This is a genomic window from Ruminococcus sp. Marseille-P328 (assembly GCF_964249465.1).
In the GTDB taxonomy this organism is placed as follows: Bacteria; Bacillota; Clostridia; order Lachnospirales; family Lachnospiraceae; genus Blautia_A; species Blautia_A faecis.
Genome location: NZ_CAXUBQ010000019.1, coordinates 12,068 through 28,081, shown reverse-complemented (window position 1 = coordinate 28,081; position 16,014 = coordinate 12,068). Strand labels below are relative to the sequence as shown.

Below are 16,014 nucleotides of genomic sequence, written 5' to 3'. Positions count from 1 at the left end.
AATGCAAACACATTATCACTTTTTTATACTGCTAGGTTATGAATTTAATTTGTGCGGAGGGAAAAGAAGCCGCTCATATATTTTGGGTAGAGAAAGAGAGGAAATTTACATGGAACCAGAAAAGATGGTTTGGGATTTTAAAACTAAAATCATAAATGAAGCCAGTGAGAGTAAATGTCCGGAAAAACTGCTTAGTAGGCGTTCTCTAATAACTGCTTTTTGGCGATTTGCAAGAACGTGGGGAAAAGAAGAAACCGAATACTATTTAAGACAATACGAAGAAAAAAGCAAACATGATAGAACATTAAAAAGGAGTGATTATACATATTACTTTGTTTTACATTTTGAACATAATAGTGATGTGGCAAAAGAATATCTGAAGCTGAAAGCGGCTAAGGAAATGAATGAAAGAACGTTACAGGATAATCAAAGAAAATTCGAGGAAAAATTACAACAAATAGGTGGAAATAGAGAGCAGAAGAAAGATAATAAAACTGTATATTTAAAGAACAGAAATAAAGACAAATTAAAAGCTCTGAAGGAAAAAGATAACAGATTTTTAATAAAAGCAGCATGGGAAAATTGTGATGTTTTATGTTGGCCCTCATTTTTTAAATTTCTGTTTCCGATATATATGGCTTGGGAGGAAAATTCACTTATGGACGAAGTGGACAAGATTCTTTTATCGGAACTGCCGGGAAGGGAATTTGAAAACAGGCTGTTGTTGAAAGAAGAACATGCAGATGAATATGCAAGAGCTTTAATGAACGATGTTATGAATTTACATATTGCAGAAAATGTTTTGAAAATTGTTAGGGAAAATATATATGTAAACGATAGATGGAAAATTATATCTACAGCAATTGAATTATTCAAAAAAGGTGAATATTTTCTTTTTGTGTATTTGATTACCCCACAAATTGAAGGACTTTTTAAAGTTTTATTGAGATCTGTACTAAAAGATAATTCAAAGAAAACTGATTTAAACAATATAGTAAAAGAGATAAATAAGAAAAAGGAACTGTGGGAATATGCTTATTTCGCATATGATTTTCCACAGATTAGAAATCATATTGCACATGGAGACATAATCGAAGTGGATACAAAGCTCGCCTGTGAGATCCTGATGGACCTTAACTGGGTTTTGAAAGTAATTGATTCAGAGGAACAGGACTACAAGAAATTTATGGCGTTTTTAAATGATGTCAGTACAGCTGAGTTGGAAACTCTGGCAAGTAGATTAAATTATTACTTCAGTTTCCTAAATAATGAAGAATATTGTGGCTTGTTTGAACGATATTTAAAAGGTGAGTTTGATGATGTTATTCAATGGTACCAGCTTTCTGACAAAGATTGTGAATTTAAGAAAATCATTCAATCGGATGAATTTTATCAATCCATATGGAACGAGGATCCTCTGTTTACTACGACTGTTGAGAAAGTACAGGTACTGGACGGATCTGTAAAAGATATAACGGTAAATCATTATTCGGAGTCTTTACAGTATGAAGGAATGGTACAGTTATTATATAGGCTTTTGAATGAGAGGGGTAAAAGCCATAAATATAAGCCCGTTCCGTTGAACTGGTATGAAAAATACAGTGCGTTTGTTAAGCAGGCGAATGAGGCAAAACACGATACTTTGAAAAAAGTCGGAATTGATCCGGATGCAATAGAAGCAGAAGTTGACAAATTAATGGAGCAGAAGCCAAAAGATTAAATCTACTTAGTGTCTGTGTAAGCGTGTGTGTTTGTAGGGAAACAGGATTAAGGCATAAAATTAACTTCCGTTGGTGGCTGATCGTTCCTTTGATTCCAGATGACAGTCCCCAAAAACAATGCTACAATACCTGTAGAGAAAGAATAAAAAGAAAGGAAAGCGTATGAATCCAAAACGAAAAAAGTGGTTGACCTTGTTATTAAGTCTGTTACTGCTTCTATGTGGCAGCGTGTTTACTGGCTGTGGGGGAGAGTCCTCTTCCGGGGAGACTGCGACCTGTACGATCGAGATCTCCTGTGAGACGATCCTGGATCACATGGAGGAGTTAAAGGAAACCAAAAAAGAGTTTGTCCCGAAGGATGGACAGATCCTAAAAAAGACAACGGTCTCATTTACCACAGGGGAGAGTGTCTTTGATATTTTAAAAACTATCTGTGGGGAAAAGGGGATTCAGATTTCTTCGAAATACACCCCATTATATAACAGCTACTATGTGGAAGGAATCAACCAGCTCTATGAGCTGGACTGCGGAAAAAATTCTGGCTGGATGTATAGTGTCAATGGGACATTTCCAAATTATGGGGCATCTGCGTACAAGCCAAAAGACGGGGATGTGATCTTGTGGGTGTACACCTGCGACCTTGGAAACGATGTGGGAAATCCCTACCAGGAAGACGAAAAATAGTAAGGTAAGCCCACCTGGTTCTAAACCACTGATCATGCAAAAATATTCATAGATTGCCAAAATTTGACAGATGCCATTTCAAATGCTATAATACTAATATTTGATATAGGTAGAAATATCAGAGAACGAAAAATCAAATAACCAGACATGGTTCAGCCAGATAAGGCTGATTTAGGAAAATTCGGTGCGATTCCGGAACCATAATCACTGTATGAAATCAGCGGTACATAACAGCGCATTTTAAGTCAGCATATTCCACTTGTCGTAAAGGACGGAGGCTCATCGAAGTAATGGGGCTCTGTTTTTGTTACCCTAAAAAGCGGAGGAAAGAAAAGAATGCGTGTTTATAAAGATGAAGAAATGCGCTGGAGTATGTTGCGGTATGACAGCCGGACATTTACAGCACAGCAGGCAAAAATGTTAAAGGGGGATGTTACAAGGAAGGAGATCCCGGAAAAATATATCTACATTGACGATGGCTGTTTTCGGGCAGATGGACGGATGCGGGAAGTCATTCTCCCGCCAAATTGTAAGATCATTGGACGGGAAGCCTTTTTCCAGTGCCAGATCCGAAAGGAAGTTGTTCTTCCTAAGACAATGAAGGAAATTAAACGGCGGGCGTTTTCAGAAAATCACAGCCTGCGTGCAGTCCATTTTCCAGCGTCTTTAAAAACCTTAGGACCAAAAGCTTACCGTGATTGTACCAATCTATTAAGAGCCGTGTTTGCAAAAGACTCAGAGTGCCGGGAAATTCAGGAGGGAGCATTTGATTCCTGTTCCAAGCTAAAAAGACTGGTGCTGCCAGACCACGTTGAAGTGATTGGAAGTAAAGCGTTCTTTCGGTGCAAGGAGTTAAAAAAGGTAATTTTCCCAGATACCTTGAAGGTAATCGAGGCAGAGGCGTTTCGGTTTACAGGCCTTGAGGAATTAAACCTTCCGGAAGGTTTAGTAGAACTTGGCGATAGTGCCTTTTTCAAATGCAACAACTTAAAACATGTTGTGATCCCGGAGAGTGTGGATGTGATCGAACGCTGGGTATTCCATGGCTGCAACCGGCTGGAAACCGTAGAAATCCGTCACGATCCGGAGTATGTCGGTCCGTGGATCGTTAATAAGAGCTGTACCATTCGCTGTTATAAAGGCAGCAAGATGGATGCCTATTGTGATGAGTATGAACTGAAGAGGGAGTATATCGGTGCCGAAAGCGTTGTCAATGAATAAAGAAAAAAACAACAGAACGTGTGCAAACCTTACGGTAATGGATACCTTTTCTGCCTGTCATCCTTTTTTGAATTTTTTCTATTTTACAGTGGTACTTTTTTTTACCATGTTCAATCAACACCCGGTGTTCATCGGGATCTCTTATATTGGAGCATTTTCCTATTCGTTTTTATTAAACGGATGGGAAAAGACTCTGAAACAAAGCTTTCTTCTTACTCTGCCAGGTCTTCTCATTGTGGCACTATTAAATCCCATGTTTAATCATTACGGGGTTACCATGCTGTATTATGTAAAAAGCAGCGGCAACTGGATCACCCTGGAAGCACTTGTGTACGGTGTGGTGCTTGGCGCTGTGATGTTCGTAGTCATCCAGTGGTTTTCTTGTTACAATAAAGTGATGACAACGGATAAATTTATCTATCTGTTTGGGCGGATCATTCCGGCGCTTTCCCTGATCTTATCCATGGCGCTTCGGTTTGTGCCAAGGTTTACTGCACAGTTAAAAGTAATCCGAAGCGGGCAGAAAGCCATGGGACGGGATGTATCAGAAGGAAGCCTTTTTGCGCGTATCCGCCATGGGCTTAACATGCTCTCCATCCTGGTTACCTGGGCGCTGGAAAACGCCATTGAGACCTCTGATTCCATGCGAAGCAGGGGATATGGTCTGAAGGGAAGGACTGCGTTTTCCATTTACCATTTTACAAGAAAAGATAAGTATGTCCTGGGAATGATGATCGGACTGTCTGCTATATTTACAGGGGGCTGTATCAAAGGGGCTGCCTATGCAAGTTATGATCCAAGGATCCTGTTAGCTGGCTTTACCATCCAGGGATACGCGGCACCAGTGGCGGTTTCTCCGTTACTTGCGATGCTTACCTATCTTTGTTTTGCAGCTTTTTGTTTCCTTCCGGTGCTGTTGGATGTGACGGAAACCATCCGCTTTTCTTATAGCCGGAGAAAAGAAACGGCAGACCTTGAAATGACGTATCAAAAAATTTACCAGACTCTGGAACAGGAAGGAACAGACAGATGAATCTTGTAGAAATAAAGGATTTCGGGTTTTCCTATCCGGAAAGTTCCAGAAAAGTTCTGGAACATGTAAACCTGAATATAAAAGAAGGAACCTTAAATGTTATCATGGGAAGGAGCGGTTGTGGAAAAAGCACCCTGCTTCGCCAGTTAAAAAGCGTGCTTGCACCAGCTGGAGAAAAAGAGGGGGAGATCCTCTACCGGAATATTCCGCTTAGGGATACCGACCACCGCACCCAGAGCCAGGAAATCGGGTTTGTGATGCAAAATCCGGACAACCAGATCGTGACCGATAAGTTGTGGCATGAGCTGGCGTTTGGACTGGAAAGCCTTGGGTATGACAATGCCACCATCCGCCTTCGGGTGGCAGAGATGGCAAGTTATTTTGGCATTCAGAAGTGGTTTTATAAAAATGTATCGGAATTGTCAGGCGGACAAAAACAGCTTTTGAACCTGGCTTCCGTGATGGCCATGCACCCATCCTTACTGATCCTGGACGAGCCAACCTCCCAGCTGGATCCCATTGCAGCCTCCGATTTTTTGGAGACCGTGAAGAAGATTAATCGTGATATTGGGACTACTGTACTGCTCACCGAACACCGCCTGCAGGATATCATTCCGTATGCCGACCAGGTGTTTGTCATGGATGAGGGTACCCTGTTTATGGAAGGGACACCCCGGGAGATTGGAACCAAATTAAAGGAACAGCACCACGGCATGTTTTTATCCATGCCAGTTCCCATGCAGATCTATGCAGGGACAGACAGCGCCCTTACCTGTCCCCTTACCGTAAGTGAGGGCAGGCAGTGGATCCGGGAATATATAAAAGAAAAAGGAATAAAAAAAGAGAAAATCCAGCAGGCAAACCAAAGGCTGGAAAAACAAGGGGAGAAAAACGAAAACGAAACGGCAGGTTTTTTCGGGCATATAAAGCGCCAGAAAGAAAATACGCCCCCAGCCATCCAGATGAAGGATGTCTGGTTCCGATATGAAAAGGACAGCCCCGATGTCATTCAGGATCTGTCCCTGGAAGTAAAAAAAGGAGAATTCTATGCCCTGGTAGGGGGAAACGGAACCGGAAAGAGTACCACCTTATCCTTACTTGGACGAGTACACCAGCCGTATAGCGGCAGAATCTACCTGGATGGAAAAGATCTTCGTTCTTTTTCCGACCAGGAGTTATACTGTGGGTATCTAGGCGTTATGCCGCAGAATCCCCAGAGCATCTTTTTAAAAAAGACCGTACTAGAAGACCTCTATAGCGTGATCGGCGGAAGAAAAGAGAAGCCGTCTAACGAGTACCCCATTTCCATGAAAAAGGAAAAAGCCATTGAGGGGATTGTAAGCCTTACCCATTTGGAGGGACTGCTTGAACGCCATCCCTATGATTTAAGCGGCGGGGAACAGCAGCGGCTTGCCCTTGCAAAAGTGCTTCTTCTTCGCCCGAAGATCCTTCTTATGGATGAACCGACCAAGGGAATGGATGCGGAATATAAAGAAGAGCTTGGGAGCATCTTAAAGAAGCTGCAATCCCATGGAATGACGATTTTTATGATTTCCCATGACGTGGAATTTGTAGCCGAGTATGCGGACACGACTGGCCTGTTTTTTGAGGGAAATGTGGTGACAAGTAAAAAGACAAGAGATTTTTTCGCTGGAAATAACTTTTATACCACTGCTGCAAACCGTATGGCAAGAGGGCTGTTTCCAGAGGCAGTTACCGGAAAGGATGTGGTGTCATGCTTGACGAATCCCAGTTAGATAAATTTCTGGATGAATTCTTTGGGGAAGAAGAATCAGCTTCGGGTGCTGCATGTTTAAAGAACTCTGAAAAACAAAATCCTTTCCATCGAAAAGAAGTTCCTTCTGAAGAACTGGAAGAATACACCCTTCCGTCCGACGGAATAATTATCCGCCAGATGGAACGCCAGGGAAAGGTAAGCCGCCGCACCTGGTTTGCATTTGCGGTCATGCTGATCGTGGTACCGATCCTTCTATTCTTCTCTGTGAAGATATGGGGAGGGCGAAAATACCTGCTCTGCAGCCTGATCGTGGTAGTGGCTGCCATGCTTCCCTTTTTTATGATGTTTGAGGGCAGGAAGCCAAAGGCAAGGGAGATCATGGTGATTTCGGTATTAGCTGCCATTGGCGTAGCAGGACGCGCCGCCTTTTTCATGGTGCCAAGCTTCAAGCCTGTGGCTGCCATCGTGATCTTAACCGGGATTTCCTTTGGCGGCGAGGCTGGATTTTTAGTTGGCAGCCTTACCATGCTGATCTCCAACATGTTTATGGGGCAGGGCCCCTGGACACCCTGGCAGATGTTTGCCTTTGGCATGATCGGATTTCTGGCAGGGATCCTGTACCAGAAGGGGATTTTAAAAGCCAGGAAGTTCGATCTTTGTATCTACGGATTTTTAAGTGTCTTTTTAATTTATGGAGGCATTATGAATCCTGCCAGCATCCTGATGTCCTACGGATATATTACAAAAAGCAGCCTGATCGCCTACTACATTTCAGGCGCCCCCGTGGATCTGGTACATGCAGCTTCCACCGTGATCTTCCTATGGCTGCTTAGCCGCCCGCTTCTGGAAAAGCTGGAGCGGATCAAGGTGAAATATGGGCTGATACAGGAATCAGAGAACCGGTAATAGAAAATAGATGTAAGTGGAATTTGATTTTTAAAAGAAGGAGAAACGAAAAATGTTAAATCCCAAAAAGAAAAGGACTGGATGCTATCTTGCCGGAATTCTGGCGGCGGCAGCAGCCATCAGCCTGTTATCTGGCTGCGGTGGTGGGACACCGTCCTTAGAGGAAGCATTAAAGAAAACTGCTTCCTATGAACAGACAAGTATTCCCGCCCCAGCTTCCGATTCCCTCGGCGGAGAGTGGACGGTGATCGCACTGGCACGCTCCGGGAAAGCGGCAGAGGACGGCTATTACGAAAAATACAGGGCAAACTTAGAAAAGCGCGTCAAGGAGCAGGAAGGGGTATTAAGTGAAAACCGCTATACCGAGTATGCAAGGGCTGTCCTGGCTTGTAAGGCCATCGGGATCGATCCTTCCGATATTGGAGGGTATGACCTTATAAAGTCCCTGGAAGATTTTGAGGCTGTAACCGCGCAGGGGTTAAATGGAGCCGTGTATGCCCTTCTTGCCTTAAATGCGGACCGCTCGGACGTAGACGGGGAACTGGAACAAAAGTATCTGACCTACATTGTGGGACAGGAAAAGCCATCCGGTGGATTTTCCTTAGATGACAGTTCCGATACCGCAGATGTGGATCTGACTGCCATGACCTTACAGTGCTTAGAGCCCTATGCCACAGAGGAAGAAATCAGTGCCATCATTGACCGTGGCGTGGAATTTTTAGCGGATGCGCAGGCAGAGGATGGCGGTTATGAGGCGTATGGGGATAAAAGCTCCGAGTCCGTTTCCCAGGTAATCCTTGCGCTTAGCACGTATGGAATCGACTGTAACAAGGATGCACGTTTCCGGAAAAAGGAAAAAGGGCTTTACGACAACCTGATGGAGTATTATAAAAAAGATGGAAGCTTTTCCCATCTATTAGACGGGGACAGCGATCCCATGGCTACCGACCAGGCGTTTTGTGCAATGGCGGCATACAGCCGGTTTTTAAATTGCAAAACCAGTTTTTATGATATGAGCGATACCAATTGACACATAAGAAAAAGAACCTGGATCAGCCAGTAAAAAGGGCAGGAGGAAAGAAATGGCAGATAAGATCACACAGCTTCAGAAGGAGCTTGGAACCATTATAAAAGGAAAAAAAGAAGTTACGGATAAGATTATCATGGCAGTGCTGGCAAGAGGACATGTGCTTTTGGAAGACGTTCCTGGTGTTGGAAAGACAACCACAGCTTTGGCACTTTGCCGTCTTATGGGAATGGATTTTAACCGGATCCAGTTTACGCCGGATGTAGTTCCTTCCGATGTAACCGGATTTACCATGTACGAAAAACAGACGGGCAGATTCATCTACCGCCCAGGCGCGGTGATGTGCAACATGCTTCTGGCGGACGAGATCAACCGTACCTCCAGCAAAACCCAGGCAGCCCTTCTGGAAGTCATGGAAGAGGGAAAGGTAACGGTAGATAACGAGACACATCCGGTTCCGCAGCCCTTTGTAGTCATTGCTACAGAGAACCCTACCGGCTCTTCCGGAACCCAGATGCTGCCGGAATCCCAGTTAGACCGATTTATGATAAGCCTTTCCATGGGCTACCCGGATCACGAAAACCTGGTAGAGCTGCTTCGGGACCGGCAGACAAAAAATCCGTTGGAGAACGCGAAAGCTGTTATTACTAAAGAAGAAGTTGTTATGCTTCAGGATCAGGTACAAAAAGTATATATGGCAGATTCCATCCTGAACTATATTGCAACCCTTGCAGAGGCAACCAGAAACCATCCGATGATCACACTTGGTCTTAGCCCCCGTGGAACCCTGGCTTTATGCCGTATGACAAAGGCGGCAGCCTTCATGGAAGAACGGGATTATGTGATCCCGGAAGATGTAAAAAAAGTATTCACAGATGTAACCGCACACCGTATGATCCTGGATTCAAGAGCCAGATACCAGGAGCAGAGTGCGAAGGACATTCTGGAAGAAATTTTAAAAGATACATCGGCACCGAAGGTAGAGGGAGCATGAAAAACAGGATTTTACTACTTATATGGTTCATATTGCTTGCCCTGGCTGCGGTTTTTACCGGAGTCTGGGTATATGCCGTCCTTTTGCTTTTGTCCGCCCTTGCGGTAGTGGCGTTTTTGCTGCTTGGTTTCTTTTGCGGAAAAAAGATCACTATGAAGCTAAAGCTCCCCAAAGCTGCGGAACAGGATGGGATCTGGAAAGGAAAGCTTCAGATTGCAAATGAGTCTGTCCTTCCGGTATTTCTTGGAAAAGGCAGCCTGCATCTGGAAAATCATTTTACTGGGGAGCAGATGGAGCTTCCGTTTTCGTTTTCCCTTAAAGGAAGAGGGAAAAAAGCCATTGACTTCCAGGGAAAAAGCCAGTGGTGCGGTTGTATTTACGCCACCTTACACACCTGGCGCTCCTATGATTTCTTTGGTCTGGCAGGGCAAAAGAGGAAGGCGGGGCTGTCCGCTTGTACGGTGGTGATGCCCTGTGAGCAAAAGGAAGATTTTCAGTTTCTCACAAAAGAGGGCTTTGACATGGAGAGCTTCCGCTATTCGGGAGCCCGTCCTGGGGATGATCCGGGGGAGACCTTTGATATCCGGGAATACCAGGAGGGGGACAGCATTCGTCAGATCCACTGGAAGTTGACCGGCAAGTTAGATAAAATGATGATCCGCCAGAGAAGTTTCCCGGTGGATGATACGGTCCTGATCCTGGCAGAGCCCTATTTAAAGGAAAAAGCTCCAGCCGTAGCACAGACGCTTGGTGAAGTGTTTGCCACAGTTTTAAATAGTTTTATGGAACAGGGCATTTCCTGTCAGGCAGGCGTGTTTGACCACAGCACCGGACATTTTTACATTGAAAAAATACGCACCCGCGAGGATTATGAAACTATTCTCTATTTATTCCTCCGCCACGGAGGGGAGGGGGAAAAGCCCTGCACCATCACAGAATATCTTCACACTCCGGGACAACAAAGATTTGCAAATTATATTTATATTACGGGCGCACCAGAGGAAGAAGACCTTAGAAGGCTTCGAACCCGGGGCGAGGTAACCGTTGTAAGCTGTGGAACCACAGCAGATAAAGGAGAAACCATCACATGGAAGTATGGATCACAAGACAAGAAGAAAAACATAGAAGATACCTGCCCGGTATCCTGCTGGAAAGTTTCCTGATTTTTCTGGTAAATGGCGTTGGTACCTTTGCGCTTTTGCATACCCTGATTCCGTCTGTGAATGGGATTCCTTTTTTGGTGAGCGTCACTGTGACCGCCCTTCTCTGTGCCGTTCTTTTCAGGCTTCGGGAACATTTGGTTGCTGCGGTTTTCTCGTTAAGTGCAGCTGCCGGGATCTGCCTGTTTGCGTTCTCTGGCATGCTTTTAAACGGATTTCTTTCACTCTGGAACCAGCTTGCAGAAGTTCTTGGGAAAAAAGCAGGGATCTACCTTACCATCTACCAGCTGAAGGATTCTGGAAAAGCAAATGGGGAGCTGGCAGTTCTTATTTTCCTTGGCATTGCCTGTGGGCTGTTTGGCTTCTTAATCCTGAAGCTTCGGTGGTATGTGCTGCTCCTTCTTTTTGCGGCAGTCCTTCCGGTGGTTCTGGTAAAAACAGAACTGCTTCCAGATACCAGGCTTTGTCTTGGCTTTTACGCTGGAACCCTGTTAGAATTAAACTACATGACGAAAAATAAAGGGGGAAACTTAGGTAACGCTGCCGACGTGGCCGCTTTTATTGCCGGGGCATTTGGTCTTCTTCTGGTCTCCGTTTTCGGGGGCATGTTTCTTCAAAGCCTGGTGCCAAAGAATGAGTACCAGGACTCCCAGCTTGTGGCAAATGCCAAAGAAGAGGCATTAAGTGGACTTTCCAGGCTCCGCTACAAAGGGCAGGGGGCAAATTCCCTTCCAGATGGAAAGTTAAAGCAGACCGGAGCCTGGAGTGCGTCATCGGATACGGCACTTGAAATTACCATGGAGCACCCGGCTTCTTTGTATCTGCGTGGTTTTGTGGGAAGCGTTTATGACGGCTCTTCCTGGACGGAGATTTCCACGGAAGAGGCCTATGAAGAAAAAGACTTGTATTACTGGCTTCACCAGGAGGGCTTTTATGGAGAAACCCAGCTTCTAAATGCAAGAAATCTGATCCAGGACGATTCCCTCTCCAGTGAAAAAGGAATCATTTCGATAAATAATAAAACGGCAAGCAGTAAATACCTTTATACCCCGTATGAGCTCTCAGGTCTGCCAGACGGCTACACAGGCGAAAACGCCCAGGCGGACAGCACCCTGTACGCCAGAGGACTGTTTGGAGAAAGAACCTACCGCATTTCCTCCCTTGGAAATCTGGTAAGTGATTTTACCACCCTTGGGGCAAAGGTCTATCAGACATTGACCGCTGGAAATAATGCAGGGGATGGCGGCGCGGATGCCGTCAGTTCCTACCGAAGCCAGGAGAGTTATTACAATACCTTTGTTTATCAGAAAGATACCGCTCTTCCAGCGTCCTTAAAAACCCTGTTTCAAAAGGAACTTGGAGACGGCGGAAACCGTGACGAGGGACATACCGATTACTATACGGCCATCACCAGGATTCGTTCCTATCTGGAAAAGAACATGACCTACAGCTCCCAGACCGATGTATTTTCAGAAGACGGGGATTTTATAGAGAATTTTTTAACCACCTCCAAGATCGGACACAGTGTTCATTTTGCGACAGTAGCGGCTCTGATGTTCCGCTACTATGGCATTCCGGCACGTTATGTAGAAGGGTACTTAATTACCCCACAGGATATAAAAGGAAAACAGGCTGGGGACACCATTGAAATCCCAGGCACCAACGGACATGCCTGGACGGAGATCTATGTGGACGGGCTTGGCTGGATCCCTCTTGAAATGACACCTTCCTATTACGGGGTCATGGAGGAAGCCAACTTAAAAACCGGTCTGGAAGCCAAAGGAAAACTGGCGGCTTCGATCCCGGAGACAGAATCACAGCCTCCAGTGGAAGAGAACATCCGTACCAATTTCAGCCTGAAGCTGGCATTGTTTGGAATCGAAAAATTCCTTCTTCTGTTTTTGATCGTATTTGATACGTTTATGTTTCTGTTTATCCTGACGGTGATATTCTTAAGAGCGTTTACGAACCGAAAGAGAAGAAAGTGCTTTACCTCCCAGGACACCAAACTGGCAGTCCGGGCGATGGCTGGTTATGCCAGAGCGTTATACGAGCATGGCACACAGTATTCAGATGAGACCACATTACTCTATGAAAGAGTAAGAAAGATTGGACAAAAGGCAGCGTTTAGCCCCCATCCGGTATCGGCCTCCGAACGCCATGATACGGCAAGCTGTATCCGGCATTTAAAAAAGGAATTAAAAGCATCTGCAAGCTGGTATGACAGATGGATCATGAAATACATTGAAAGACTTTATTGACAGGAAAGGAGGCTGTTTATGAAAGAAAAAAAGAAAAGAAAAATACTGGCAGCGCTCATTCCTGTGGCAGTGCTTTTTCTGGCTGCTGTCGTTTTTGCACAGGGCGTATTAAAAAGTGAGTCCGAGGCAGTACCAAACCCGGTGCAGGGAATCAGTGCAGACAGCTCCTTAAAAGGGTATCTGGGAACCGGTTTTGCCTATGCAGGATCTAAGACAGATGGAAACGGCGAGGAAGCGGAAGAGCAACAGGAACAGGCACAGCTTCTTCCGGAAGAGACACCGACTCCTACGATCACACCGGAGCCGACAAAGGAACCGGTACCCCAGACGGTGACACCAACGCCTAAGCCGGAGGAAAGCGTAACGCCCACCCCACAGGCAACTGTGACAGAAACGCCGCCAGAAAATAATAACAATACTGACCAAAATCAAGAGAATCAAAGCAATAAGATAGAATATGATAACCAGGATGATCCCGACAATTCCGAGCAGCCCTCAGAAACCCCAGATACTGATGATAACCGGAACCAGGACGGAGCGCAGACTCCGGATGAGGATCTGCCACCCGTTACCCCGGCACCGGAAGAGCCGCAGATCACTGCGACACCTGCCCCTACGGAAAGTCCAGAGGAACCGGTAGAAGATAACTACCCGAAGATCGCTACAGACCTCACCGATGGGGAGACAGTCAATGCTTCTTATCGTACCTTTTACATCCAGGCAACCGATCACTATGGAAACAGCCTGGGTGCAGCGTCTGTTTCTGTAACTGGAAACGGACAGCAGCTGAGCTGTCAGGGACAGCCGGCGGAAGGCATTTTGGCTTATCGCCTGGAACTGGCAGAGGGTGCCAACACCATAGAAATCAAGGCAACCGATGAAGAGGGATATACCACCACACTTCCTGCGTTTACCTTATATAAGGGCGAAGATGCAGGACCACAGGTGGCAGGCTCTATCACCATCAGCATTGAAGCGGGTACGGTAGGACTTGGAACCATTCTTCCGGCAACGTCCATCGAATATTACCAGGGAGAACAGTTATCTTCGGTTCTGCTGCGGCTATTACAAAATACAGGTTTTGATTGGCGCAACAATGGGGATGCCACCAGCGGCTTTTACTTAAAAGCAATCGGAAGGGGCGGCATTTCCGCAAATGCAGCTATTCCGGATGACCTGATGGCGCACTTGCAGGAAGTGAACTGTCAGTTATCCGACCACGATTCCAACTGGCTTGGAGAGTTTGATTTTACCATGGACTCCGGCTGGCTGTATTCTGTGAACGGTGAATACATGAGTGTTGGAATGTCTTCCTATTTCCCAGCGGACGGGGATGAGGTAAGACTTCGATTTTCTCTTTATTCCGGTGCCGATGTAGGCGGCGGGGTAAACGGCGAGACATGGGGGGACTGGTAAATGAAAAAAAGATTAGTAATGGGAACCTTAACGGCAGCTCTGATTGCTGGAAGTGTCCCTTATGAGATATATGCACAGCAAGAAGTGATGATACAAAGCGAAGAAGGAGGACCAGAAGAGCCTTCGGAACCGGAACAGCCGGAGCCTGCTCCAAGTGAGGAACCACAGCCGACCATGGAGCCAGAGCCCACTGTGGCACCACAGCCGACCGTGGAGCCAGAGCCTACACAGGCACCAGCTCCAACTGAGACTCCACAAGAGCCGACTGCAACACCGGTTCCGGAGCCAACTACGGCACCAACAGAAACTCCGGCTCCAACCGAGATTCCACAGCCGACTGCGACTCCAACCCCGGCTTTGGTGAGCGTGGGACTTCAAATTGAGCCGGGAGATGCCAGTGGGGTGATACTGGATGCAGAGGGAAACCCGGTTTCTGCAGAAGAAAATGGACGGTATTCTCTTTTACAGGGACAGGCGTATGAACTTTATGTCCGTAAAGAAGGGTACCAGGAATTCTACCAGAAGATCACGGCAGATCCTGCGGTGACGGAATATACCATCACCCTTCTTAGCAGCAACACAGCCTTAAAGGGCTTGTATGTTTCCAGTTCTGATAAGTACGGAAAAGGGATCTTAAAATTAAGCCCGGACCTGGCACCGGATAAGGAAAAATTTGAGGCTTCCTACGATGGCGAACGGCAGAGCCTGAACATCTGGCCAGAAGTGGAGGATGAAAAAGCTTCTGTTAAGGTTTATGCCATCAGCGGCATCAAGGCAGGAACGGTAGAAAAAGATGAGACCATCACGGGAACGAAAGACAACAAAGACCGCCCTTACTGGAAGATCTTTTTTGCCGACCAGGAAAAAGTGGCGAAGGTCCGCCTGGAAGTAACGGCAGAGGATGGAACAACCAGGGACTATTATATTACCCTGAAACTTACCGATACGACAGCTCCGGTACTAAAAAAAATCAGTGCCAGCCGTATCTCCACAGATACTGCTTCCGCTGTCTATAAGACCTCTGAAAAAGGAACCTGTTATTACCAGGTGATTGAGGCAGGGGAAAAGGTACCCTCCTTGGATACAGGTGGGGAAGGAACAGAAGTATTAGCCGGAACCAATACCATTACCCTGACTGGATTATCCTCCGGGGAAAAAGATCTGGTGATCGTGGTAAAAGATGCAGCTGGGAATGTAAGCGATTCTTTAGTCATGCGGATCCCGGATATAAAAATAGCCGGTACCCCTGGAAACCTGGTGCATGGCTCCGACCATGGCGGAAATAAGTCCCAGGCGGCTATCCCAGGACAAAGCGGCCAGGGCTCCTTATCTAATCTAAAACTGGTGGAGGGATCCAAAGCAGGCGGTAAAGAGGGCGAGAAAACCACTAGGGAGATCAAGGCATCCTTAAAGCTCCAGGGGGAGAAACAGACTTCTTTGTTTGGAAATATCAAGACAGCTGATACCCAAAAGATAGAATCCCCGAAGTGGACAGAGCGAACTAGGAAAAAATATGCAAAAGATTTAAAGCCTGGCTATACCATAGCAGGGGAAAAGGTGGTGGAAAAAGTCACTCCTTCCCCGGTGGTGGAAGAAAAAAGTGAGGTATCAGACCGTTTTACAGAAGAAACCAAAACCACAGTTACAAATACAACTGGAAAGAACCAGGCTCAGGAGGAATCTTTTGCGGGAAGTGTAACAAGAGGAATCAAAAAAGCAAGTCTTGCAACAAAATTTCTTCTGGTGATTGCAGTATTGGAAACTGGTTTTGCCGTCTTTTTTGTAACGGCGAAGAAACGGTTTAAAAAGAGAAACAATAAAAAGCCAAAAATAACGGCGTAAGCAAAGAAAAG

The 16,014-nt window shown here is 45.9% G+C and carries 12 protein-coding genes; all 12 read left to right on the top strand.

Features of this window, described 5'->3' with window-relative positions; all coding sequences use genetic code 11:
- The first annotated feature begins 109 nt into the window (after nucleotides 1–109).
- The 12 genes from ACESTK_RS13760 (at nucleotide 110) to ACESTK_RS13705 (ending at nucleotide 16,003) form a co-directional block, all read left to right on the top strand.
- A complete protein-coding gene (locus ACESTK_RS13760; protein ID WP_204454524.1) occupies nucleotides 110–1,720 on the top strand; it encodes a hypothetical protein in 1,611 nt (536 codons plus the stop codon).
- A 163-nt stretch (nucleotides 1,721–1,883) separates the two neighbouring features.
- Nucleotides 1,884–2,405, top strand: coding sequence for a DUF4430 domain-containing protein (locus ACESTK_RS13755; RefSeq protein ID WP_195700023.1), 522 nt, complete (start codon nucleotides 1,884–1,886; stop codon nucleotides 2,403–2,405).
- A 336-nt stretch (nucleotides 2,406–2,741) separates the two neighbouring features.
- Complete coding sequence (locus tag ACESTK_RS13750; RefSeq protein ID WP_173718725.1) at nucleotides 2,742–3,626, top strand: leucine-rich repeat domain-containing protein; 885 nt, start codon at nucleotides 2,742–2,744, stop codon at nucleotides 3,624–3,626.
- Nucleotides 3,619–4,659, top strand: coding sequence for an energy-coupling factor transporter transmembrane component T (locus tag ACESTK_RS13745; protein ID WP_270432264.1), 1,041 nt, complete (start codon nucleotides 3,619–3,621; stop codon nucleotides 4,657–4,659). The genes ACESTK_RS13750 and ACESTK_RS13745 overlap by 8 nt, the downstream gene beginning before the upstream one ends.
- Nucleotides 4,656–6,416 carry an ABC transporter ATP-binding protein gene (locus tag ACESTK_RS13740; protein WP_204454522.1) on the top strand — a complete coding sequence of 587 codons (1,761 nt, stop codon included), beginning with the start codon at nucleotides 4,656–4,658 and terminating at the stop codon, nucleotides 6,414–6,416. Before ACESTK_RS13745 ends, ACESTK_RS13740 begins: the two co-directional genes overlap by 4 nt.
- Nucleotides 6,395–7,303, top strand: coding sequence for an ECF transporter S component (locus tag ACESTK_RS13735; RefSeq protein WP_226855066.1), 909 nt, complete (start codon nucleotides 6,395–6,397; stop codon nucleotides 7,301–7,303). The genes ACESTK_RS13740 and ACESTK_RS13735 overlap by 22 nt, the downstream gene beginning before the upstream one ends.
- 52 nt (nucleotides 7,304–7,355) lie before the next feature.
- Nucleotides 7,356–8,333 carry a prenyltransferase/squalene oxidase repeat-containing protein gene (locus ACESTK_RS13730; protein ID WP_373120005.1) on the top strand — a complete coding sequence of 326 codons (978 nt, stop codon included), beginning with the start codon at nucleotides 7,356–7,358 and terminating at the stop codon, nucleotides 8,331–8,333.
- Between the two features lie 52 nt (nucleotides 8,334–8,385).
- The gene (locus ACESTK_RS13725; protein WP_373120003.1) at nucleotides 8,386–9,324 is read left to right on the top strand and encodes an AAA family ATPase; all 939 of its coding nucleotides are present in this window, start codon (nucleotides 8,386–8,388) and stop codon (nucleotides 9,322–9,324) included.
- Entirely contained in the window at nucleotides 9,321–10,487 is a 1,167-nt protein-coding gene (locus ACESTK_RS13720) for a DUF58 domain-containing protein (protein WP_373120001.1), read from the top strand. Before ACESTK_RS13725 ends, ACESTK_RS13720 begins: the two co-directional genes overlap by 4 nt.
- Nucleotides 10,412–12,745, top strand: a complete 2,334-nt coding sequence (locus ACESTK_RS13715; RefSeq protein ID WP_204454515.1) for a transglutaminase-like domain-containing protein — start codon at nucleotides 10,412–10,414, stop codon at nucleotides 12,743–12,745. Before ACESTK_RS13720 ends, ACESTK_RS13715 begins: the two co-directional genes overlap by 76 nt.
- An 18-nt stretch (nucleotides 12,746–12,763) precedes the next feature.
- The gene (locus ACESTK_RS13710; RefSeq protein WP_204454513.1) at nucleotides 12,764–14,161 is read left to right on the top strand and encodes a DUF4430 domain-containing protein; all 1,398 of its coding nucleotides are present in this window, start codon (nucleotides 12,764–12,766) and stop codon (nucleotides 14,159–14,161) included.
- Nucleotides 14,162–16,003, top strand: a complete 1,842-nt coding sequence (locus tag ACESTK_RS13705; protein ID WP_204454511.1) for a hypothetical protein — start codon at nucleotides 14,162–14,164, stop codon at nucleotides 16,001–16,003.
- The last annotated feature ends 11 nt before the right edge of the window (nucleotides 16,004–16,014 follow it).